Annotated in this window: 18 protein-coding genes; 11 read left to right on the top strand and 7 right to left on the bottom strand. The window is 62.2% G+C overall.

All coding sequences use genetic code 11. The annotated features are described in order from the left end of the window. Positions 1-498 precede the first annotated feature (498 nt). From FIV38_RS15665 to FIV38_RS15620, 10 genes are read left to right on the top strand one after another with little or no spacing between them, the layout of a single operon-like run. Entirely contained in the window at positions 499-1,149 is a 651-nt protein-coding gene (locus tag FIV38_RS15665) for an outer membrane lipoprotein carrier protein LolA (protein ID WP_092237286.1), read from the top strand. Continuing rightward, a complete protein-coding gene (locus FIV38_RS15660; RefSeq protein ID WP_092232938.1) occupies positions 1,139-3,451 on the top strand; it encodes an MMPL family transporter in 2,313 nt (770 codons plus the stop codon). The genes FIV38_RS15665 and FIV38_RS15660 overlap by 11 nt, the downstream gene beginning before the upstream one ends. Positions 3,452-3,508: 57 nt before the next feature. After that, positions 3,509-4,756 carry an NAD(P)/FAD-dependent oxidoreductase gene (locus FIV38_RS15655; RefSeq protein WP_224791170.1) on the top strand — a complete coding sequence of 416 codons (1,248 nt, stop codon included), beginning with the start codon at positions 3,509-3,511 and terminating at the stop codon, positions 4,754-4,756. Positions 4,757-4,767: 11 nt separating this feature from the next. After that, entirely contained in the window at positions 4,768-5,502 is a 735-nt protein-coding gene (locus tag FIV38_RS15650; RefSeq protein ID WP_169877434.1) for a class I SAM-dependent methyltransferase, read from the top strand. Continuing rightward, entirely contained in the window at positions 5,499-5,981 is a 483-nt protein-coding gene (locus FIV38_RS15645; protein WP_092232935.1) for a DUF3261 domain-containing protein, read from the top strand. Before FIV38_RS15650 ends, FIV38_RS15645 begins: the two co-directional genes overlap by 4 nt. Continuing rightward, positions 5,978-7,144, top strand: a complete 1,167-nt coding sequence (locus FIV38_RS15640) for a beta-ketoacyl-[acyl-carrier-protein] synthase family protein (RefSeq protein ID WP_092232932.1) — start codon at positions 5,978-5,980, stop codon at positions 7,142-7,144. The genes FIV38_RS15645 and FIV38_RS15640 overlap by 4 nt, the downstream gene beginning before the upstream one ends. Continuing rightward, entirely contained in the window at positions 7,141-7,605 is a 465-nt protein-coding gene (locus tag FIV38_RS15635; RefSeq protein ID WP_092232929.1) for a hotdog family protein, read from the top strand. The genes FIV38_RS15640 and FIV38_RS15635 overlap by 4 nt, the downstream gene beginning before the upstream one ends. Continuing rightward, the gene (gene fabG / locus FIV38_RS15630; RefSeq protein ID WP_029296098.1) at positions 7,598-8,326 is read left to right on the top strand and encodes a 3-oxoacyl-ACP reductase FabG; all 729 of its coding nucleotides are present in this window, start codon (positions 7,598-7,600) and stop codon (positions 8,324-8,326) included. Before FIV38_RS15635 ends, fabG begins: the two co-directional genes overlap by 8 nt. Further along, positions 8,326-9,552, top strand: a complete 1,227-nt coding sequence (locus FIV38_RS15625) for a beta-ketoacyl-ACP synthase (protein WP_092237283.1) — start codon at positions 8,326-8,328, stop codon at positions 9,550-9,552. The genes fabG and FIV38_RS15625 overlap by 1 nt, the downstream gene beginning before the upstream one ends. Before the next feature lie 27 nt (positions 9,553-9,579). Further along, positions 9,580-10,029 (top strand): hypothetical protein, encoded by a 450-nt coding sequence (locus FIV38_RS15620; RefSeq protein ID WP_092232926.1) that lies wholly within the window; start codon positions 9,580-9,582, stop codon positions 10,027-10,029. 413 nt (positions 10,030-10,442) lie between these two features. Here the strand turns inward: FIV38_RS15620 and FIV38_RS30405 are convergent, their stop codons facing one another. Beyond that, the gene (locus tag FIV38_RS30405; RefSeq protein WP_235860972.1) at positions 10,443-10,649 is read right to left on the bottom strand and encodes a type II toxin-antitoxin system PemK/MazF family toxin; all 207 of its coding nucleotides are present in this window, start codon (positions 10,647-10,649) and stop codon (positions 10,443-10,445) included. Positions 10,650-10,736: 87 nt separating this feature from the next. After that, a complete protein-coding gene (locus tag FIV38_RS15610) occupies positions 10,737-11,630 on the bottom strand; it encodes a LysR family transcriptional regulator (protein ID WP_029296092.1) in 894 nt (297 codons plus the stop codon). Positions 11,631-11,785: 155 nt separating this feature from the next. Here FIV38_RS15610 and FIV38_RS15605 point away from each other — a divergent pair, with 155 nt between their 5' ends. Continuing rightward, positions 11,786-13,018 (top strand): MFS transporter, encoded by a 1,233-nt coding sequence (locus FIV38_RS15605; protein WP_240160215.1) that lies wholly within the window; start codon positions 11,786-11,788, stop codon positions 13,016-13,018. A 128-nt stretch (positions 13,019-13,146) separates the two neighbouring features. On the opposite strand, the gene FIV38_RS15600 is transcribed toward FIV38_RS15605, so the two are convergent. The 5 genes from FIV38_RS15600 to gltB all read right to left on the bottom strand — a co-directional run bounded on the left by FIV38_RS15600 (position 13,147) and on the right by gltB (position 22,004). Then, positions 13,147-14,418 (bottom strand): type II toxin-antitoxin system HipA family toxin, encoded by a 1,272-nt coding sequence (locus tag FIV38_RS15600; protein WP_092232920.1) that lies wholly within the window; start codon positions 14,416-14,418, stop codon positions 13,147-13,149. Further along, positions 14,411-14,674 (bottom strand): helix-turn-helix transcriptional regulator, encoded by a 264-nt coding sequence (locus tag FIV38_RS15595; protein ID WP_224791169.1) that lies wholly within the window; start codon positions 14,672-14,674, stop codon positions 14,411-14,413. The genes FIV38_RS15600 and FIV38_RS15595 overlap by 8 nt, the downstream gene beginning before the upstream one ends. A 122-nt stretch (positions 14,675-14,796) precedes the next feature. After that, positions 14,797-15,864, bottom strand: a complete 1,068-nt coding sequence (gene hemE / locus FIV38_RS15590) for a uroporphyrinogen decarboxylase (RefSeq protein ID WP_092232917.1) — start codon at positions 15,862-15,864, stop codon at positions 14,797-14,799. A 243-nt stretch (positions 15,865-16,107) separates the two neighbouring features. Beyond that, positions 16,108-17,526 carry an FAD-dependent oxidoreductase gene (locus FIV38_RS15585; RefSeq protein ID WP_010213750.1) on the bottom strand — a complete coding sequence of 473 codons (1,419 nt, stop codon included), beginning with the start codon at positions 17,524-17,526 and terminating at the stop codon, positions 16,108-16,110. Between the two features lie 32 nt (positions 17,527-17,558). After that, positions 17,559-22,004, bottom strand: coding sequence for a glutamate synthase large subunit (gltB, locus tag FIV38_RS15580; protein WP_029296080.1), 4,446 nt, complete (start codon positions 22,002-22,004; stop codon positions 17,559-17,561). Between the last annotated feature and the right edge of the window lie 64 nt (positions 22,005-22,068).

Raw genomic sequence — 22,068 nt, 5'->3', positions numbered from 1 at the left:
CCCGCGATGGTCGTCAACGATAACGCGGGGTGCCTGACACTGCGCGGCGCCCTCGGGTTTTTCGCGAGCAAGCTCGCTCCCACAGAGGGGCGTCGAAAGGACTTCCCTGTGGGAGCGGGCTTGCCCGCGATGGTCGCCAACGATAACGCGGGGTGCCTGACACTGCGCGGCGCCCTCGGGTTTTTCGCGAGCAAGCTCGCTCCTACAGAGGGGCGGCGAAAGGACCTCCCTGTAGGAGCGGGCTTGCCCGCGATGGTCGCCAACGATAACGCGGGGTGCCTGACACTGCGCAGCGCCCTCGGGTTTTTCGCGAGCAAGCTCGCTCCTACAAAGGGGCGGCGAAAGGACCTCCCTGTGGGAGCGGGCTTGCCCGCGATGGTCGTCAACGATAACGCGGGGTGCCTGACACTGCGCGGCGCCCTCGGGTTTTTCGCGAGCAAGCTCGCTCCTACAGAGGGGCGGCGAAAGGACTTCCCTGTAGGAGCGGGCTTGCCCGCGATGGTCGTCAACGATAGCGCGGGGTGCCTGACACTGCGCGGCGCCCTCGGGTTTTTCGCGAGCAAGCTCGCTCCTACAGGGGTTGGGTTGTTTTTGAGTTTTGGGGCTTATGCCTTCGACTTGCAACAACTGAGCGACCAGTTGGCCAAGCCCTCGGTGATCCACGGCAGTTTCATCCAGGAGAAACACCTGCGTGCCCTGCCCCAGCCGTTGACCAGCAAAGGCACCTTCGTATTGGCCCGGGACCACGGCCTGCTCTGGCTGCTCAAAACCCCGTTGCAACAGGACTATCGCATCAACGCCCAAGGCATAGCCCGCCGCGATGCCAACGGCTGGCAGCCCCTGCCGAACAAAAGCGCCGGCGCTGAGCAGAACCGTTTGTTCCTTGCTGTGCTGCAAGGCGACAGCAGTGGCTTGCAGCGCGACTTCGAGTTGCAACTGCAAGGTGAGGCCAAGGCCTGGAAACTCACGCTGATCCCACGCTCGCTGCTGCTCAAGCAAGTGTTCACCCAGATCAATATCGATGGCGGCGAGTTGGTGCACACCATCGAACTGCTGGAAACCCAGGGCGACAGTACCCTGCTGCGCATGCAGGACAGCACCAGCACACAACCCTTGAGCGACGCGGAGCAACACGACTTTGCCCAGTGAGCGTTGGTTGCCGCGTCTGTTCCTGATCCTGCTGGTGGCCGTGCTGGCCCTGGCCGGCTGGCAATGGCGCCATGGCGCGCCGTTGTCGGCGAACCTGATGGAGCTGGTGCCGGGCAACACCCCGAACGCCCTGGAACTGGCGGCCGAGCAACGCATGCAAGAGCCGCTGAACCGCGAGATGCTGGTGCTGGTCGGGCATGCCGAGCGCCAGCAAGCGCTGGCCATGGCCCAACAACTGGGTGAGCGCTGGCAAGCCAGTGGCCTGTTTGAGAAGGTCACCTGGACTCTGCAGGCCGACCTGCCAGCCCTGCGCCAGCAACTGCTGCACGGGCGCCTGGCGATGCTTTCGGCCAAGGACCGCGAACAGTTGATCGCCGAGCCCGAAGCCTTTATCCAGCAGCGGGTGCAGACACTGTTCGACCCCTTTACCGGCTTCAGCCTGGTGTCGAGCCAGGACGATTGGCTGGGCCTGACCGGGCGCATCCAGAACAGCCAGCCGCAACACGGCGCGGTGCAGCTGGATATCGGCAGCGGCGCGTTGATCGCCGATGCCGACGGGCAAAGCTGGGTGCTGCTGCGCGCGCGTACCCAGGGCAATGCCTTTGATATGAAACTGCCGCTGCAAGTCGCCGACCTCCTGCAAGCAAGCCGCGACCAGGCCAGCGAGCAAGGCGTGCAACTGCTTGCCGCCAGCGGCCTGCTGTACGCGGCCAACGGTCAACAGCAGGCCAGCCGCGAGATGACCTGGGTCGGCGGCGGCGCGACCGTGGGTATTCTGTTGCTGTTGCTGTTGGCGTTCCGCCGTTGGCGCGTGTTGCTGGCCTTTGTCCCGGTGCTGGTGGGCATGCTGTTTGGCGCAGTCGCCTGCGTGGCGCTGTTTGGCCATATGCATGTAATGACCCTGGTGCTGGGCGCAAGCCTGATCGGCGTGGCGGTCGACTATCCACTGCATTACCTGTCCAAGAGCTGGAGCCTGCAACCCTGGCGCAGTTGGCCGGCCTTGCGCCTGACCCTGCCGGGCCTGAGCCTGAGCCTGGCCACCAGTTGCATCGGCTACCTGGCCCTGGCCTGGACGCCATTCCCGGCGCTGACCCAGATCGCGGTGTTCTCCGCCGCCGGCCTGGTGGGCGCCTATCTGTCGGCAGTGTGCCTGTTGCCGGCGCTGCTCAACGGCATCGACCTGCGCCCGGCGCAATGGCCACTGCGGGTCGCCGAGTTCCTGCTGGGGGTGCGCGAGTCGCTGCTCAAGCGCCTGCCAAGCCAGGCGCTGCTGGTGCTGGCCCTGCTGTTCTGCGCCGGGGGCCTATGGCAGCTGAACAGCAAGAACGATATTCGCCAGTGGATCGGCGCGCCGCCGCAGTTACTGCAAGAGGCCCAGGCCATTGCGCGGATTACCGGCTACCAGCCCACCAGCCAGTTCTTCCTGGTGCGGGCGGACAATCAACAGCAGTTGCTGGAACGCCAGGCTGCCCTGAGCCAACGCCTGGATCAACTGGTGCACATGGACAAGCTGCAGGGTTACCTGGCGCTCAATCAACTGGTCAGCACCCCCAGCCAACAGCAGCAAGTGCGCGAGGCCCTCTCGCAGTTGCCGGCGCTGTGGCAACCGCTGCTGGACCTCGGCATCCCCGCCAGCGCCCTGCAAGCCGAACTGGCGCAACTGCAGGCGCTGCCCACCGAAGATATCGACGACGCCCTGAACGGACCATTGGCCGAGCCCTGGCGCCTGTTGTGGCTGGGCAATGTCGATGGCGGCGTGGCAGCGATGGTCAGCCTGCAAGGCCTGAACAACCCGGCGCTGCTGCGGATCCAGGCCCAGGACTTACCGGGGGTGGAGCTGGTAGACCGCCTCGGCGACTTGAACCAGGTATTTGCCGCGACTCAGGTCAGCGCCGCCGAATTGAAATTATTGTCCTGTGTACTGATCGTCTTGCTGCTGGTCCTGCCCTTTGGCCTGGGCGGCGCACTGCGGATTGTCGCCCTGCCGCTGCTGGCCGCCCTGTGCAGCCTGGCCAGCCTCGGTTGGCTGGGGCAACCGTTGACCCTGTTCAGCCTGTTTGGCCTGCTGCTGGTCACAGCGATCAGCGTCGATTATGCGATCCTCATGCGCGAACAGATCGGCGGTGCCGCGGTCAGTCTGCTGGGGACATTGCTGGCCGCCGTCACCACCTGGCTGTCCTTTGGTTTGCTGGCAGTCTCCAGCACCCCGGCGGTGAGTAACTTCGGCCTGTCGGTCAGCCTGGGCCTGGCCTTCAGCTTTATGCTGGCACCCTGGGCCGGCCGCCAGGAACATGCGCCATGATGCCCACTAATTTTTTTCAGTTGAATGTGATGATCGCCAACCCGGCAAGGAGCCACAGTGCCCACAGTTGAAATGGAACGTCGCCAGGTCGTGGTGATCGGTGCCGGCCCGTCCGGTGCCATTGCGGCCGCGTTGCTCAAGCGTAACGGGCATGATGTGTTGATCATCGAGCGCGAGCACTTCCCGCGTTTTTCCATCGGCGAGAGCCTGCTGTCCCACTGCATCGACTTTATCGAAGAAGCCGGCATGCTCGAGGCGGTCAACGCCGCCGGTTTCCAGCTGAAAACCGGTGCCGCGTTTGCCTGGGGCGAGCGCTACAGTGCGTTTGATTTCGGTGACACGTTCAGTGAAGGCAAGCCCACTACCTTCCAGGTCCAGCGGGCCGATTTCGACAAGTTGCTCGCCGATCAGGCGGCGTTGCAGGGCGTAGAGATCCGTTACGGCCAGACCCTGGTCGGCGTGGACTTCGCCGCTGGCCACCGCTACCTGCATGTGCGCCGCGAGAATGGCCGCGAATACCACATCAAGGCCGGCTTCGTGCTCGACGCCAGTGGTTACGGCCGCGTGCTGCCCCGCCTGCTGAACCTGGAAGCACCCTCGAACTTCCCGTTGCGCCAGGCGGTGTTCACCCATGTCGAAGACCGTATCGAACACCCAGGCTTCGACCGCACCAAGATCCTCATCACCACCCACCCCACCCAGCGTGATATCTGGTTCTGGACCATCCCGTTCAGCAACGGGCGCTGCTCGGTGGGCGTGGTCGCGGCCAAGGAGCATTTCGACGGTTGTGATGGGGATCTCGATGCCTGCCTGCGCGGCTTTATCGAGCAAACCCCGAGCCTGTCCAACGTTCTGGCGAACGCAGTGTGGGATACCCCGGCGCGGACCATCGGCGGCTACTCGGCCAACGTCACCACCTTGCACGGCCCAGGCTTTGCGCTGCTGGGCAACGCGGCGGAGTTCCTCGACCCGGTGTTCTCCTCGGGCGTGACCATCGCCATGCGCTCGGCCAGCATGGCCGCAGGCGTCCTGCATCGCCAGCTCAAAGGCGAGAGCGTGGACTGGCAGACCGAGTTTGCCGAACCGCTCAAGCGCGGGGTCGATACCTTCCGTTGCTACGTCGAAGGCTGGTACGCCGGCACGTTCCAGGATGTGATCTACCACCCTGGCAGCTCCCCGGAAATCCGCCGCATGATCAGCTCGATCCTCGCCGGTTATGCCTGGGACGAGCGCAACCCCTTTGTCAGCGAACCCAAGCGCCGTTTGCGGATGCTTTCGGAAATCTGTGCGGGGGAAAACCTATGAGCAGCCCATCTGTGTCAAAAGAGTACTTGAGCAAAAACTACGTCGAAGAGACCAAATTCGGCTTCTGGTTCCTGCGCAGCCACACCTGGCAGCATCACGTCTTGCGCGTGGCGATCAACGACCTGCGCAGCCTGTTCAGCGACCCGTTGCCAGAAGCGCCAGTGCTGCTGGATGCCGGTTGCGGCCAGGGCAAATCGTTCCGTTACCTGCAGCAGGTGTTCGCCCCCGAGCGCCTGATCGGCCTAGACGCCGACCCGCACAGCCTCGACTTGAGCCGGGCCGAAGCCGCGCGCCAGGGCATTGAGATCGAGCTGATCGGCAGCGATTGCGCCACCCTCAACGTGGCCGATGAAAGTGTCGACATCCTGTTCTGCCACCAGACCTTCCACCACCTGGTGGAGCAGCAGCGGGCGCTGACCGAGTTTTACCGGGTGCTCAAGCCCGGCGGCTACCTGCTGTTTGCCGAGTCCACCGAAGCCTATATCGACACCTGGGTGATTCGCTGGCTGTTCCGCCACCCGATGCATGTGCAGAAAAGCGCCGCCGAGTACCTGGAGATGATCCGCGACCAGGGTTTCGAGTTCGGCCCGCAGAATGTCTCGTACCCGTACCTGTGGTGGAGCCGCTCGGCAGACTTCGGCCTGCTGGAGCGCTGGGGCCTGCGCCAGCCTAAGCCGTTTGGCGAGCGTGAAGAAACCCTGGTGAATGTGGTCGCACGCAAGCCACTCACAGGCACGCCAGCATGATGCGTGCGTTGTTGATCGGCTGCCTGTTGCTGCTGGCCGCGTGTGCCAGCCAGCCGCCGCTGCCGGTGCATACGCCAAACCTGGCCTTGCCCGTGCAATTGCATATCGAGCGCGAGCAGGACGGCCAGCGCCAGGACTGGCTTCTGGTGATCCAGCGCGAGGGCGAAGCGCTGCGCTGGTCGCTGATGGACCCACTGGGCATCCCCCTCGCCCGGCAAAAACTGGTGGCCGGCAGTTGGCAAGCGGATGGTTTATTGCCGCCCAACCCCCAGGCCCGTGAATTGTTTGCCGCCTTGCTGTTCGCTTTGACGCCCGCCGCCGAGCTGCCAGGCAGCTACCCCCAAGCCCGTGAGGACGACGGTGTGCGGGCGCTCAAGCCGCATTGGCAAGTGATTTACCGCGCGCCCTTGACCTTCACCGTGAGCATGCCCGGCCAGCACCTGGATTATCGCGTCACCGCGCTTGAGAGCAGCCCATGACCGCCTACCTCAATGCCCTCGGGATCATCTGCGCCCTGGGCCGTGGCCAGCAGCAAGTGCGGCGCAACCTGTTTGCCGGGGACTGTTCGGGCATGCGCGCCGAGAGCGGCTGGGTGCCCGATCGGGTGCTGCCGGTGGGCAGCGTGCCCGGCGAACTGGCGGCGCTGCCGCCGCACCTGGCCCAGCAGAACAGCCGCAATAACCAGTTGCTGTTGGAAGCCGCCTTGCAGATCGAAGGCCCGATCCGGCAAGCGATCCAGACCTTTGGCGCCTCGCGCATCGGCATCGTACTGGGCACCAGCACCTCGGGCATCGATGAAGCCAGTCGCGGCATTGCCCATTACCTGCAACAAGGGCAGTTCCCCGAAGATTACGACTACCGGCAACAAGAACTCGGCGCCCCGGCCAACTTCCTCGCCGACTGGCTGCAACTGAGCGGCCCGGCCTATGTGATTTCCACTGCCTGCACCTCCAGCGCTCGCGCGATGATGAGCGCGCGCCGCCTGCTGGACCTGGGCCTGTGCGATGCAGTGCTGTGTGGCGGGGTCGATAGCCTGTGCAAGCTGACCCTCAATGGCTTTACCTCCCTGGAGGCCGTGTCGTGCGAGCGTAGCAACCCGTTTTCGGTGAACCGCAATGGCATCAACATCGGCGAGGCGGCGGTGCTGTTCCTGATGAGCAAGACCCCGGCCCCCATTGCCCTGCTGGGCAGCGGCGCGAGCTGCGATGCACACCATATTTCCGCGCCGGAACCCACGGGCAAGGGCGCTTTGCAGGCGATGAGCAAGGCCCTGGCCAGTGCGAAGTTGGCACCGGAGCAGATCGGCTACCTGAACCTGCACGGCACCGCGACCCAGCACAACGACGCCATGGAAAGCCTGGCCGTGGCGACACTGTTTCCCGCTGGCGTAGCCTGTTCCTCGACCAAGCCGATGACCGGCCATACCCTGGGCGCCGCCGGGGCGCTGGAAGCAGCGTTCTGCTGGCTGAGCCTGGACGAGGGCGCGCTGGCGCCGCATATCTGGGACGGCCAGGCCGACCCGGCGCTGCCCGCCCTGCGCTGGGCCAAGGTCGGCGACACCCTGGAAAAACGCTGCCTGATGAGCAACTCGTTTGCCTTCGGCGGCAATAACGTCAGCCTGATTATCGGAGACGCCCCATGATCAATTGGCCGCTCGCCGAACTGCTGCCCCACGCCGGGGACATGATCCTGATCGACCAGGTGCTGGCGTTCGATGAAGAGCAGATCCGCACCCGCCTCACCGTCAAGCCCGGTGGCCTGTTCAACCGCCCTGACGGCAGCCTGCCGGCCTGGGTCGGCGTCGAGTTGATGGCGCAAAGCGTCGCCGCCTATGCCGGCTGCCGGGCGCGGCAGAACGGTGAAGCCGTCGAGCTGGGGTTCCTGTTGGGCACCCGTAAGTTTGAATGCAACGTCGAGCACTTTCCCGCCGGCACCGAGCTGACCATCCACGGCCTGCGCTCCCTGGAAGACGACAACGGCATGGGTGTGTTCGAATGCCACCTGACCGGCGACGGGATCCAGGCCAGCGCGCGCCTGAACGTATTTCGACCGCCCCAGGCGGCCAACTATTTAGCTGAATCGAAGGACACGCGTCATGACTGAATCCGTACTGGTCACCGGCTCCAGCCGGGGTATCGGCCGCGCTATCGCCCTGCGCCTGGCCCAGGCCGGCCATGACATCGTGCTGCATTGCCGCAGTGGTCGCGCCGAGGCGGATGCCGTACAGGTCGAAATCCAGGCCCTGGGCCGCAAGGCGCGGGTGCTGCAATTCGATGTGGCAGACCGTGCCACCTGCAAGCAGATCCTCGAAGCCGACGTTGAAGCCCACGGCGCCTATTACGGTGTGGTGCTCAACGCCGGGCTGACCCGCGATGGCGCGTTCCCGGCGCTGTCGGAAGACGACTGGGACGTGGTGATGCGCACCAATCTCGACGGGTTCTACAACGTGCTGCACCCGGTGATGATGCCGATGATCCGGCGCCGCGCGGCCGGGCGCATTGTGTGCATCACTTCGGTCTCGGGGCTGATCGGCAATCGTGGCCAGGTCAACTACAGCGCGTCCAAGGCCGGCTTGATCGGCGCGGCCAAGGCCCTGGCAATCGAGTTGGGCAAGCGCAAGATCACCGTCAACTGCGTGGCTCCCGGCCTGATCGACACGGCAATGCTCGACGAGAACGTGCCGGTTGAAGAGCTGATGAAGATGATCCCCGCGCAACGCATGGGTACGCCAGAAGAGGTCGCCAGTGCGGTGAATTTCCTGATGTCGGCCGAAGCCGGCTACATCACCCGCCAGGTCCTGGCCGTGAACGGGGGCCTGTGCTGATGAAACGTGTGGTAGTCACCGGCATGGCCGGCATGACCTCCCTGGGCTGCGACTGGGAAACCATCGTCGCCAACTTCTGTGCCCAGCGCAGCGGCATCCGGCGCATGGATGAGTGGGATCGCTTCAGCGAACTGAACACCCGTTTGGCTGGGCCGATTGATGATTTTGTGGTGCCGGCCCACTGGACCCGCAAGCAACTGCGCAGCATGGGCCGGGTCTCGCGCCTGGCCGTGTGGGCCGCGGAGCAGGCGTTGCAGGACGCCGGCCTGCTGGGCGATGCGTCGATCAAGGACGGGCGCATGGGCGTGGCCTGCGGCTCGTCCACCGGCAGCACCGATGAGATCAAGGCCTTTGGCAATATGCTGCTCAACTCGGTGGCCGAGGGCCTGAACGCCAACTCCTATGTGCGCATGATGCCGCACACCACGGCGGCCAATATCAGCATTTTCTTTGGCCTCACCGGGCGCCTGATCCCCACGTCCAGCGCCTGCACCAGCGGTAGCCAGGGCATCGGCTATGCCTATGAGGCGATCAAGTTCGGCCGCCTGCCATTGATGCTCGCCGGTGGCGCCGAAGAGCTGTGCCCCACCGAAGCCATGGTGTTTGATGCGCTCTACGCCACCAGCCTGAAAAACGACGCCCCGCAAACCAGCCCACGCCCCTACGACAGCGGCCGCGATGGCTTGGTGATCGGCGAAGGCGGCGGCATGCTGGTGCTTGAGGAGCTGGAACATGCCTTGGCCCGTGGCGCGCATATCCATGCCGAGATCGTCGGCTTCGGCAGCAATGCTGACGGCCAGCACACCACCCGTCCCGAGCAGACCACCATGCGTCGCGCCATGGAACTGGCCCTGGAAGATGCCGGCCTGACGCCGGATGCCATCGGCTACGTGAACGGCCACGGCACCGCCACCGAACAAGGCGACATTGCCGAAACCCTGGCCACCAGCAGCCTGTTCGGCAGCCGCATGCCCATCAGTTCGCAGAAGAGCTTCCTGGGCCATACCCTGGGCGCCTGCGGCGCGCTGGAGTCGTGGTTCAGCATCGAAATGATGAACCGTGACCAATACGTGCCGACCTTCAACCTCGATCAAGTCGACCCGCGCTGCGGCGAACTGGATTACCTGCGCGGCGAGTTCCGCCAGATGCACAACGACTACGTAATGAACAACAACTTTGCCTTTGGCGGCGTCAACACGTCGCTGATCTTTCGCCGCTGGCAGTAAGCCTTTTATTTGATTGGAGAGAACGGAATGTCTTCGTTGCTACGCGCCACCCTCATCGCCCTGACCCTGCTGACCGCCGCCGGCTGTACCAGCAAACCGGTGCTCAACACCCAGCACGCGCTCGCCGCCAACGAGCAGGTCAGCGAAGAGAAAATGAAACAGAGCATCCTCACCGCCCTGGACAAGCGCAACTGGACCGTCCAGCGCGCCGACCCACGCCTGATCCAGGCCCAGATCAACGTGCGCAATCGCTACTACGCCGAGATCGACATCCGCTATACCGGCACCAGCTACGCCATCACCTACCGTGACAGCCAGGAACTGGGCTACAAGGACGGCAAGATTCATCGCAACTACAACCGCTGGGTGAGCATGCTCGACCGCGACATCATGGCCGGGCTGCGCACAAACGGCGCGGCGCAAGCGGGGACGGCGGCGCAGTTGTTCAGGGAGACGGGGACGTCGAAGCAGAACTGAGTGGCGCCTGGCAAGCCAGCATCCACCTAACACCAGAAACGACAAAGGGCGCCTTTCGGCGCCCTCTTCACAAGCAGGCTGGCTTGTCATCGCCTTTGTCCTGCCCGGCTCTGCGATAGCTGGATTTCCAGGATCCTCAGAGTCTCACAAGCCCCTTTCGGGAACTGGGGCAGTATGCCTGAAAAGCCGGATAGGACAATCCGTGGCAAAACGCCTCCTGTCAGCTAACCGATTCGTCAAAGGCCAAGTGCGCCACGCACCGCCGCCTTTACAGCCAAAAACTGCTCGCTGGAAAGTTCGTCGATTTTGTAAGTTCGTTTACCATGCCGATCCTTACTCTTGATTCGGTCAAGTCGTCCAAGGCTGACGGTGGCAACGATGTCGCATTTCGCCCAGCACACTGGGTTTGCGCCCTATAAATGGCTTTCAAGCTGCAAGTGGTGTGCGAGTACCGTCTGCGGCGGCGTGGTACTTAGGGGCACAACCGTTACCAACAGCCTATTGGTCCTGTGCCTGCGTATCACAATGACAGGTCTGATCTTGATGATTTCCGGCACCTCATAACCTCGAAAATCACAAATCAACACACTGCCTTCTTTGGGTTGGTAGAGAAGTGTCATCCATGTCACTCAGTGAAAAAGAAACGATTTTGCGCAACGCCAAAGCAAATCACTAAACCGGTTCCGTTACCTGATATGTGACCGCCGCTACACCAACGCCTTGCGCGTCAGCAGCTCGACAAACGCCTTGGCCATGGGCGACTGCTGGTCCTTGCGCTGCACCAGCCACACCGCCGTCACTGCCTCCGGGTCGAGCAAGGTGCGGTAGACCACGCCGTCGATGCGGATGCGCTGGTACGAGGCCGGCAACACCGACACCCCCAACCCCGCCGCCACCAGGCCGATGATGGTCATGGCTTCGCCGGCCTCTTGTGCGAAGTACGGGCTGAAGCCGGCATCGCGGGCCAGGTTGATCAGTTGCGCATATAAACCACTGCCGTAGGCCCGTGGGAAAAACACAAAAGGTTCGTCAGCCAACTGCGTCAGGTGCAGGCCCCGCTCGCTGCCTTGGGCCAACGGATGGCCGGCACTCAGCACCGCCACCAGGGGCTCGCGCATCAACTCCACGACACTCAATGAGTCCGGCAAGGGCAGCGGGCGCATCAGGCCGACCTGGATCGACTCGTCCACCAGTGCCCCCGCCACCTCGGTGCTGCTCATTTCCTGCAGGTTCAGGTGCACCGCCGGGAAGGCCTGGCGAAAAGCAAAAATCGCCTGTGGGATGCTGGAGTTGAATGGCGCCGAAGAGGTGAAGCCGATCTTCAATTCGCCCAATTCCCCCAACTGCGCACGGCGCGCCACGTCTGCGGCCTTGTCGACCTGGGCCAGTACCAGGCGGGCTTCTGTGAGGAACAAGCGGCCAGCCTCACTCAGCTCGACCCGACGATTGGTACGTTCAAACAAGCGGGCGCCGACCTCCTGTTCCAGGGCCTGTATCTGCTGGCTCAACGGCGGCTGGGAGATGCCTAATACCTGGGCAGCCCGGCCGAAATGCAGCTCTTCAGCCACGGCGATGAAGTAGCGCAAGTGGCGCAATTCCATGAAAACCTCATTAGGTCGTAAAAGCTATCAAACAGGTCGAACAATATATTGGAAAGAATCATTAGCCAGCTATATTCTTTTTTCATTGCCAGCCCTGGCAGCCTTTGCCACCGAGGTCCCGCGTGAAATCTGCTGTTGCTCCACTCGCCCAGGAACTGCCACCCACCGCCCTCGACGAGGTGGTGGCGCAACTCAACGATGTGTACATCGAAAAAGATACGCCGATGTTCATGCGCACGGTGCTGGCCCTGTTTTCCGGCGGGTTTGCCACCTTTGCCCTGCTGTATTGCGTGCAGCCGATGATGCCGGCGTTGTCCCACGAGTTTTCCATCAATGCCGCGCAAAGCAGCCTGATCCTCTCAGTCTCCACGGCGATGCTCGCTTTTGGCCTGTTGATCACCGGACCGATTTCCGACCGCCTGGGGCGCAAGCCAGTGATGGTCACCTCGCTGTTCTGCGCGGCGGTATGCACCATCGCCAGCGGCCTGATGCCGACCTGGGAAGGCATCCTGTTACTGCGTGCGCTGCTGGGCCTGTCCCTTAGTGGCTTGGCGGCCGTGGCCATGACCTACCTCAGCGAAGAGATCCATCCGCAGCACATCGGCCTGGCCATGGGCCTGTATATCGGCGGCAATGCGATTGGGGGCATGAGCGGGCGCCTGATCACCGGCGTGCTGATCGATTTCGTCAGTTGGCACACCGCGATGTTGATCATCGGCGCACTGGCACTGATTGCGGCAACCGTGTTCTGGAAGATCCTCCCCGAGTCGCGCAACTTCCGCGCCAGCAGCCTCAAGCCGCGCAACCTGATCAACGGCTTTGTCATGCACTTCAAGGATGCGGGCCTGCCGTGGCTGTTTCTCGAAGCCTTCGTACTGATGGGCGCCTTCGTCACGCTGTTCAACTACATCGGCTACCGCTTGCTGGCCGCCCCTTATGACATGAGCCAGGCGGTGGTCGGCCTGTTGTCAGTGGTGTACCTGTCGGGCATCTACAGCTCGGCGAAGATCGGCTCGCTGGCCGACCGCCTGGGCCGGCGCCGCATGTTGTGGGCCACTATCGTGCTGATGCTCGCCGGCATCACCCTGACCCTGTTCAGCCCACTGCCACTGATCATCATCGGCATGTTGGTCTTCACCTTCGGCTTCTTCGGCGCCCATTCGGTGGCCAGCAGCTGGATTGGCCGGCGTGCGCTGAAAGCCAAGGGGCAGGCGTCGTCGCTGTACCTGTTCAGCTACTACGCGGGGTCGAGTATTGCCGGTACGGCGGGGGGTGTTTTCTGGCACTACGGGGGGTGGAACGGGATTGGCGGGTTTATTGTGGCGCTGCTGATCGTTGCACTGCTGGTGGCGTTGAAGCTGGCGAAGTTGGCGCCCCTCAAACGGTAGGAGCGGGCTGGCCATCGGTATCTACACAACATTCCGGCACTGACAAACTACCCCTGTGGCGAGCGGGCTTGCCACAACGGCCCTGTCTGCTTGGATTTCGGCATTAATCGTCAGTCAGAAAAACCGCGTTACCGCGTTTTTTTCACCACAGGTTTTCGTTTCATACCGCCCACCAACGAGTCATGACACGCCATGGCACGCCCCGCATCCCATTCGGCCTGCATCGCCGAAAACAGCTCAACGTCGATTCGGGCTTGATGGGTGACGAGCGCCTCGGACATGGCCTCTGCGATTCGCTCGATGATTATCCCTGGCTTTTCCACGGCACAGTGTTTACGACCGAACTCCATCAGTTGTTGGCGATCCGGGTAGGTCTTCACCTTGTTCATCTTGATTGCCAACGTGCGATCAACCAATGAGCGTCCGGACTTGGGGTTGTAGTGTTCATACACCGTGGTGGTAGTCACATCAAACACCGGCGCCAACCGCACCGTTTCACGCGCGCCAGGATGGGTATAGAGCACCCCGAAGTTCTTCAAGTGCGCATCGCCATTGCGCACCATCACTGACAGGCAGACGGAAGAGAAAAACCGCTCAAGCTCGCGCAGCGGCTCGCCATGCGCACAGACATGGTCAATGACCGTAGCCAGGGTTTCGTAGCTCTGGGAATACTTGTAATTGTCATGGGGGTCTTTGTTGAGGCCCAAAAGCACCGCCATGTCTTCAAAACCCAGTCGCCCAGACGGTGTCAGGTCAAAGCGTTCCATGACAAACAGATCGCCTGCTTCGGACAACCAGAATGGCGGTGTTTCCAGCCCCGCAATGCGCGCGGCTTCCATGCAGAGGAATTCATTCTGGGCCAGATGAGCATATTCATCGGCACCGGACTTTACGATCAGGTCGGAACTGAGCAGGGTTTTACGGCCACCGGCCAGCTTGTCCAGATCAGGCACCAACACTTTGGGCTGCACGCCGGAAATACCCGACTCGAAATAGGTCTGCACCAAAAACGCAAAGATGTCCTGGGTACTGTCAGCCGAAAGAATTTGGCCTAGCCCTACCTGGGCACGCACGGCAGCCGACGCTTCGACGGGGTTCTGATAGGTCAGGCGCCCGATCTGGTTCCCGCCAATAACCGATAGCAGGCGCATCTCATCTACCTGAATGTGCCTGGCCATACGGCGCTTTATCTGATCGGCGAGAAAACCTTCCGGCACGTTCATATCGAAAATCGGATGCAACACGTTGCTGACCGCAGGCGTCGGGTCATAAGGCATGACCAGCGACACCTCGCGCTCGGTATCGGCAGATGCGTACGCAAACGAGAACTGGGAGCCCTTGGACAACTCGCCCGAACGCCCCTGCGGGGTAACGACGTTGAGTAACTTGACTCTACTCATCGTGCTCTACCAGGTCCGCCAGGGATTTGAGATCTATGCGTTTGTCGACGACTTCCAATGCCATCCCAAGTGCCGAGATCACCCGGAATACCGTGTACATCGCAACGTTCTCACCCGCTTCAAGATCAATGATGGTCTTGCGATTGCACTTGGCCCGATCCGCCAGTTGCGCCTGGCTGTAACCTTTGGCGCGACGTAACTGGCGTATCCTTTCGCCAAGTTGAGGTGGATTCGCCAGCAGCATGATGTCACCCATATTGGACTTTTTTAAATAAAAAGCAGAATAAGTCCTATATGAAGGACTTTACTAGCACCTTACGTCTGTTTCGGGCCCAAAAAAACGCCCAGCCTAAGCCGGGCGTTTTTTATGAGCTGAAATCACTCGTGATACTGCGCCGACAACTCATGCACCGCCCGCAGGAACGCGCCTGCATGCTCCGGGTTCACTTCCGGGGTGATGCCGTGGCCAAGGTTGAACACGTGGCCACTGCCTTTGCCGTAGCTGGCGAGGATGCGACCTACTTCGGTACGGATGGCTTCAGGCTTGGCGTAGAGCACGGTCGGGTCCATGTTGCCTTGCAGGGCCACTTGGTTGCCCACACGGCGACGGGCTTCGCCCAGGTCGCAGGTCCAGCCCAGGCCCAGCGCGTCGGCACCGGCGTCGGCAATGCTTTCCAGCCACAGGCCGCCGCCCTTGGTGAACATGATCACCGGCACTTTGCGGCCTTCGTGTTCGCGGATCAGGCCGCTGACGATTTTGCGCATATAGGCCAGGGAGAACTCCTGGTACGCCGCCGCCGACAGGTTGCCACCCCAGGTGTCGAAGATCTGCACCGCTTGCGCACCGGCCATGATCTGACCGTTGAGGTAGGAAATGACCGACTGCGCCAGCTTGTCCAGCAGCAGGTGCATGGCTTGTGGGTTGTCGTAGAGCATGGCCTTGGTCTTGCGGAAGTCTTTCGACGAACCGCCTTCGACCATATAGGTGGCCAGGGTCCACGGGCTGCCGGAGAAGCCGATCAACGGTACGCGGCCATTGAGCTCACGGCGGATGGTGCTGACGGCGTCCATCACATAACCGAGGTCTTTGTGGGGATCCGGGATCGGCAGGGCTTCGATATCGGCCAGGGTGCTGACCACTTTCTTGAAGCGCGGGCCTTCGCCGGTTTCAAAGTACAGGCCTTGGCCCATGGCGTCGGGGATGGTCAGGATATCGGAGAAGAGGATGGCCGCATCCAGTTGTGGATAGCGGTCCAGCGGCTGCATCGTGACTTCGCAGGCGAACTCCGGATTCATGCACAGGCTCATGAAATCGCCCGCATTGGCGCGGCTGGCGCGGTATTCCGGCAGGTAGCGACCGGCTTGACGCATCATCCACACTGGGGTGACGTCTACAGGTTGCTTGAGCAGGGCACGAAGGAAACGGTCGTTCTTGAGGGCAGTCATGTCGGCATCCGCAAAAAAAGTGCGGGCATTTTCTCAGAGCCGGACGCAAAAGGCACGGTTGCAGGTCAGCCTTTTGTCTATCGGGTCAATTTGTCGCGGACATGAGAGCGCTGCAAAACAAATGTGGGAGCGGGCTTGCTCGCGAATGCGGTGGCTCAGTCGACATATTTAGTGACTGATACAGCGCATTCGCGAGCAAGCCCGCTCCCACATTTTTGATCCCGTTACAGCAGGGGACCCGTATTAGACCTGCAAGTAGTCCAGGATGCCTTCGGCGGCGTTGCGGCCTTCGAAGATCGCGGTTACTACCAGGTCCGAACCGCGCACCATATCGCCACCGGCGAAGATTTTCGGGTTGCTGGTCTGGTGCTTGTACTGGCCTTGTTCCGGGGCGACGACGCGGCCCTGGCTATCGGTCTGGATCTGGAACTGCTCGAACCACGGCGCCGGGCTTGGACGGAAACCGAAAGCGATGACCACGGCGTCAGCCGGGATGATCTCTTCGGAACCCGGGATCGGCTCGGGGCTGCGGCGGCCACGGGCGTCCGGCTCGCCGAGACGGGTCTCGACCACCTTCACGCCTTCGACGCGATCTTCACCCACAATGGCGATCGGCTGGCGGTTGTAGAGGAATTTCACGCCTTCTTCCTTGGCGTTCTTCACCTCTTTGCGCGAGCCGGGCATGTTGGCTTCGTCACGACGATAGGCACAGGTCACCGACTTGGCGCCCTGGCGGATCGACGTGCGGTTGCAGTCCATCGCAGTGTCGCCACCGCCCAGTACCACGACCTTCTTGCCTTTCATGTCGACGAAATCTTCCGGCGACTTTTCAAAGCCCAGGTTGCGGTTGACGTTGGCGATCAGGAAGTCGAGCGCGTCATACACACCCGGCAGGTCCTCACCGGCAAAGCCGCCCTTCATGTAGGTGTAGGTGCCCATGCCCATGAATACCGCATCGTATTCTTCGAGCAACTGCTCCATGGTCACGTCTTTGCCGATCTCGGTGTTCAGGCGGAACTCGATGCCCATGCCGGTGAAGACTTCGCGGCGATTGCTCAACACGGTCTTTTCCAGCTTGAACTCGGGGATGCCGAAGGTCAGCAGGCCACCGATTTCCGGGTTCTTGTCGAACACCACCGGGGTCACGCCGCCGCGTACCAGCACGTCGGCACAGCCCAGGCCCGCCGGGCCTGCGCCGATGATGGCGACACGCTTGCCGGTCGGCTTGACCTTGGACATGTCCGGGCGCCAGCCCATGGCGAACGCGGTGTCGGTGATGTACTTCTCCACCGAACCGATGGTCACCGCGCCAAAACCGTCGTTGAGGGTGCAGGCACCCTCGCACAGACGGTCCTGGGGGCACACCCGGCCGCAGACTTCCGGCAGGGTGTTGGTCTGGTGCGACAACTCGGCGGCAGCGAGGATATTGCCCTCGGCTACCAGCTTGAGCCAGTTGGGAATGAAGTTGTGCACCGGGCACTTCCACTCGCAATACGGGTTACCGCACCCCAGGCAGCGGTGGGCCTGGTCGGCCGAGTGCTGGGGTTTGAAGGGTTCGTAGATTTCCACGAACTCTTTCTTGCGTTGACGCAACAGTTTCTTCTTCGGATCTTTGCGCCCGACATCGATGAACTGGAAGTCGTTATTCAGACGTTCAGCCATGTTAAAACCTCATCAAACTCTTCAGGCGCATATCACTGCGGGTTGGCACGGATGCTGGAAAGCAACGATTTCAGGTTGGCAGCCTTGGGCTTGACCAGCCAGAAACGACGCAGGTAATCATCGAGGTTCTCGGCGAGGTTACGACCCCATTCGCTGCCGGTTTCCTCGACGTACTCGTCCAGCACGTGCTGCAAGTGGTTCCGGTAGGACTCCATGGCTTCGCCGCTGATCCGCTGGATCTCGACCAACTCGTGGTTGACCTTGTCGACGAAGGTGTTGTCCTGGTCCAGCACGTAGGCGAAACCGCCGGTCATGCCCGAACCGAAGTTGTAACCGGTCTTGCCCAGTACCGCGACAAAGCCCCCGGTCATGTACTCGCAGCAGTGATCGCCAGTGCCTTCGACCACGGTGTGGGCACCGGAGTTACGCACGGCGAAACGCTCACCGGCAGTGCCGGCAGCGAACAGCTTGCCACCGGTGGCGCCGTACAAGCAGGTGTTGCCGATAATGGCACTGTCCTGGGTCTTGTAGACGCTACCCGCTGGCGGAACGATCACCAGCTTGCCGCCAGTCATGCCCTTGCCCACGTAGTCGTTGGCGTCGCCTTCGAGGTACATGTGCAGGCCACCGGCGTTCCACACGCCAAAGCTCTGGCCGGCCGTGCCCTTGAAGCGGAAAGTGATCGGCGCCTTGGCCATGCCCTGGTTGCCGTGCTTGCGCGCGATTTCGCCAGAGATCCGCGCACCGATGGAACGGTCGCAGTTGCAGATATCCAGGGCGAACTCGCCACCGCTGGCGTCATTGATCGAGGAGCCGGCCATATCGACCATCTTCTCGGCCAACAGGCCTTTGTCGAACGGCGGGTTGCGCTCTACCTGGCAGAACTGTGGCTTGTCTGCCGGGATGTGATCGCTGCCCAACAGTGGCGTCAGGTCCAGGTGGTGCTGCTTGGCGGTCTGGCCCTGGAGAATATCCAGCAGATCGGTACGGCCGATCAGCTCTTCCAGGGAACGCACGCCGAGCTTGGCCAGCCACTCACGGGTCTCTTCGGCGACGTAGGTGAAGAAATTCACCACCATGTCGACGGTGCCGATGTAGTGATCCTTGCGCAGCTTCTCGTTCTGCGTCGCCACGCCGGTGGCGCAGTTGTTCAGGTGGCAGATGCGCAGGTATTTGCAGCCCAGGGCGATCATTGGCGCGGTACCGAAGCCGAAGCTTTCGGCGCCGAGGATTGCGGCCTTGATTACGTCGAGGCCGGTTTTCAGGCCGCCGTCGGTCTGTACCCGGACTTTGCCGCGCAGGTCGTTGCCGCGCAGGGTCTGGTGAGTCTCGGCCAGGCCCAGCTCCCACGGTGCACCGGCGTACTTGATGGAGGTCAGCGGCGATGCGCCGGTGCCGCCGTCATAGCCGGAGATGGTGATCAGGTCGGCATAGGCCTTGGCCACGCCAGCGGCGATGGTGCCAACGCCGGCTTCCGCCACCAGTTTCACCGAGACCAGGGCCTGCGGGTTGACTTGCTTGAGGTCGAAAATCAGCTGCGACAAGTCTTCAATCGAATAGATGTCGTGGTGCGGCGGTGGCGAAATCAGGGTCACGCCTGGCACTGCGTAACGCAGCTTGGCGATCAGGCCGTTGACCTTGCCGCCCGGCAGTTGCCCGCCTTCACCGGGCTTGGCGCCCTGGGCCACCTTGATCTGCAGCACTTCGGCGTTGACCAGGTATTCCGGGGTCACCCCGAAACGGCCAGTGGCGACCTGCTTGATTTTCGAGCTCTTGATGGTGCCGTAGCGCGCCGGGTCTTCGCCGCCTTCGCCGGAGTTGGAACGCGCACCCAGGCGGTTCATGGCTTCGGCCAGGGCTTCGTGGGCCTCGGGCGACAAGGCCCCCAGGGAAATACCGGCGGAGTCAAAGCGCTTGAGGATCGATTCCAGTGGCTCGACTTCGGCGATGTCCATCGGCGTGTCCAGGGTCTTCACCTGGAACAGGTCGCGGATCATCGACACCGGGCGGTTATCCACCAGCGCGGTGTATTCCTTGAACTTGGCGTAGTCGCCCTGCTGCACAGCGGCTTGCAGGGTGTTGACCACATCCGGGTTGTACGCGTGGTATTCGCCACCGTGCACGAACTTGAGCAGGCCACCTTGCTGGATCGGCTTGCGCGCGCTCCAGGCTTCGGCCGCCAGGGCTTTCTGTTCGGCTTCGATATCGACGAAACGCGCACCCTTGATGCGGCTCGGCACGCCACGGAAGCTCAGCTCGCAGACTTCTTCGGACAAGCCGATAGCTTCGAACAGTTGCGCACCGCGATAGGACGTGACAGTGGAGATGCCCATCTTCGACAGGATCTTCAGCAGGCCCTTGGTGATGCCTTTGCGGTAGTTCTTGAATACTTCGTACAGATCGCCCAGCACTTCGCCGGTACGGATCAGGTCGCCCAGTACTTCGTACGCCAGGAACGGATACACCGCCGAGGCGCCAAAGCCGATCAGCACCGCAAAGTGATGCGGGTCGCGGGCGGTGGCGGTTTCGACGAGGATGTTGGAGTCGCAGCGCAGGCCTTTTTCGGTCAGGCGGTGGTGCACCGCGCCGGTGGCCAGGGATGCGTGGATCGGCAGCTTGCCCGGGGCGATATGGCGGTCGGTCAGCACGATCTGCGTGCGACCGGCGCGCACGGCTTCTTCAGCCTGATCGGCGACGTTGCGCACCGCGGCTTCCAGGCCGAGGCTCTCGTCGTAGTTCAGGTCGATGATCTGGCGGTCAAAGCCTGGGCGCTCCAGGGTCATCAGCGAGCGCCACTTGGCCGGGGAAATGACCGGCGAGCTGAGGATCACGCGTGAGGCGTGCTCTGGCGATTCCTGGAAAATATTGCGCTCGGCACCGAGGCACACTTCCAGGGACATCACGATGGCTTCACGCAGCGGGTCGATCGGCGGGTTGGTCACCTGGGCGAACTGCTGGCGGAAATAGTCGTACGGCGTGCGCACACGCTGGGACAGCACGGCCATTGGCGTGTCGTCGCCCATGGAGCCAACCGCCTCGTAGCCTTGCTCGCCGAGCGGGCGCAGCACCTGGTCGCGCTCTTCGAACGTGACCTGGTACATCTTCATGTACTGCTTGAGCTGGTCGACGTCGTAGAAGGCCGAACCGTGGTCGTTGTCTTCCATGGTCGCCTGGATGCGCAGGGCGTTCTTGCGCAGCCATTGCTTGTACGGGTGACGGGACTTCAAGCGGTTGTCGATGGCGTCGGTGTCGAGGATCTGCCCGGTTTCGGTGTCCACGGCAAGGATCTGGCCAGGGCCGACGCGACCTTTGGCGATCACGTCTTCAGGCTGGTAGTTCCACACGCCGACTTCCGAGGCCAGGGTGATGAAGCCGTTGGTGGTGGTCACCCAACGCGCCGGGCGCAGGCCGTTGCGGTCGAGCAGGCACACCGCGTAGCGGCCGTCAGTCATGACCACGCCGGCCGGGCCGTCCCACGGTTCCATGTGCATCGAGTTGTACTCATAGAACGCCCGCAGGTCCGGGTCCATGGTCTCGACGTTCTGCCACGCTGGCGGAATGATCATGCGCACGCCACGGAACAGGTCGATGCCGCCGGTGACCATCAGTTCCAGCATGTTGTCCATGCTCGAGGAGTCGGAACCCACACGGTTGACCAGCGGGCCGAGCTCTTCGAGGTCCATCAAGTCGTTGGCGAACTTGGTGCGACGGGCCACGGCCCAGTTGCGGTTGCCGGTGATGGTGTTGATCTCGCCGTTGTGGGCGAGGAAGCGGAATGGCTGGGCCAACGGCCATTTCGGCAGGGTATTGGTGGAGAAGCGCTGGTGGAACACGCAGATCGCGGTTTGCAGGCGCTCATCGCTCAGGTCTGGATAGAAGGCGGTCAAGTCCGCCGGCATCATCAGGCCTTTGTAAATGATGGTCTTGTGGGAAAAGCTGCAGATGTAGTGGTCAGTGTCCAGGGCGTTGGCCACGGACGAGCGACGACGGGAAGTGAACAGCTTGATCGCCATGTCCTGGTCGCTCAGGCCGTCGCCTGCGATGAACACTTGTTCGATCTGCGGCAGGCGCTCGTGGGCCAGGCGGCCGAGCACACTGGTATCGATTGGCACTTTGCGCCAGCCAACCAGTTGCAGGCCAGCGGCGAGGATCTCGCGGTTCATGTTCTCGCGAGCGGCCTCGGCTTTGACCGGGTCCTGATTGAAGAACACCATGCCCACGGCGTATTGCTTGGGCAGATCGGCGCCGAAGGTTTCCTTGGCGACAGCGCGCAGGAACTGGTCGGGCTTTTGAATCAGCAAGCCGCAACCGTCACCGGTCTTGCCGTCAGCGTTGATCCCACCGCGGTGGGTCATGCAGGTCAGGGCCTCGATGGCCGTTTGCAGAAGGGTATGACTGGGTTCGCCCTGCATATGGGCTATCAGGCCGAAACCACAGTTATCCTTGAATTCATCGGGTTGGTACAGACCTGCTTTCATAGACACTTTCTCACCAGGCTGCCTCTTATTTCGAGGCAAATTTCTTTTCAATTCAACCGGTTAC

Source organism: Pseudomonas proteolytica, from assembly GCF_007858275.1.
GTDB classification, from domain to species: domain Bacteria; phylum Pseudomonadota; class Gammaproteobacteria; order Pseudomonadales; family Pseudomonadaceae; genus Aquipseudomonas; species Aquipseudomonas proteolytica.
The sequence above is the reverse complement of the archived record's forward strand: the minus strand, read 5'-3'. Positions and strand labels throughout refer to the sequence as shown.

Bases quoted from the DNA above. Each gene is read 5' to 3' on its own strand.
- FIV38_RS15635 (WP_092232929.1), top strand. From the start codon at position 7,141: ATGATCAATTGGCCGCTCGCCGAACTGCTGCCCCACGCCGGGGACATG.
- FIV38_RS30405 (WP_235860972.1), bottom strand. From the start codon at position 10,649: ATGACACTTCTCTACCAACCCAAAGAAGGCAGTGTGTTGATTTGTGAT.
- FIV38_RS15640 (WP_092232932.1), top strand. From the start codon at position 5,978: ATGACCGCCTACCTCAATGCCCTCGGGATCATCTGCGCCCTGGGCCGT.
- FIV38_RS15665 (WP_092237286.1), top strand. From the start codon at position 499: ATGGTCGTCAACGATAGCGCGGGGTGCCTGACACTGCGCGGCGCCCTC.
- FIV38_RS15620 (WP_092232926.1), top strand. From the start codon at position 9,580: ATGTCTTCGTTGCTACGCGCCACCCTCATCGCCCTGACCCTGCTGACC.
- FIV38_RS15610 (WP_029296092.1), bottom strand. From the start codon at position 11,630: ATGGAATTGCGCCACTTGCGCTACTTCATCGCCGTGGCTGAAGAGCTG.
- FIV38_RS15585 (WP_010213750.1), bottom strand. From the start codon at position 17,526: ATGGCTGAACGTCTGAATAACGACTTCCAGTTCATCGATGTCGGGCGC.
- FIV38_RS15645 (WP_092232935.1), top strand. From the start codon at position 5,499: ATGATGCGTGCGTTGTTGATCGGCTGCCTGTTGCTGCTGGCCGCGTGT.
- gltB (WP_029296080.1), bottom strand. From the start codon at position 22,004: ATGAAAGCAGGTCTGTACCAACCCGATGAATTCAAGGATAACTGTGGT.
- FIV38_RS15625 (WP_092237283.1), top strand. From the start codon at position 8,326: ATGAAACGTGTGGTAGTCACCGGCATGGCCGGCATGACCTCCCTGGGC.
- FIV38_RS15595 (WP_224791169.1), bottom strand. From the start codon at position 14,674: ATGGGTGACATCATGCTGCTGGCGAATCCACCTCAACTTGGCGAAAGG.
- fabG (WP_029296098.1), top strand. From the start codon at position 7,598: ATGACTGAATCCGTACTGGTCACCGGCTCCAGCCGGGGTATCGGCCGC.
- FIV38_RS15600 (WP_092232920.1), bottom strand. From the start codon at position 14,418: ATGAGTAGAGTCAAGTTACTCAACGTCGTTACCCCGCAGGGGCGTTCG.
- hemE (WP_092232917.1), bottom strand. From the start codon at position 15,864: ATGACTGCCCTCAAGAACGACCGTTTCCTTCGTGCCCTGCTCAAGCAA.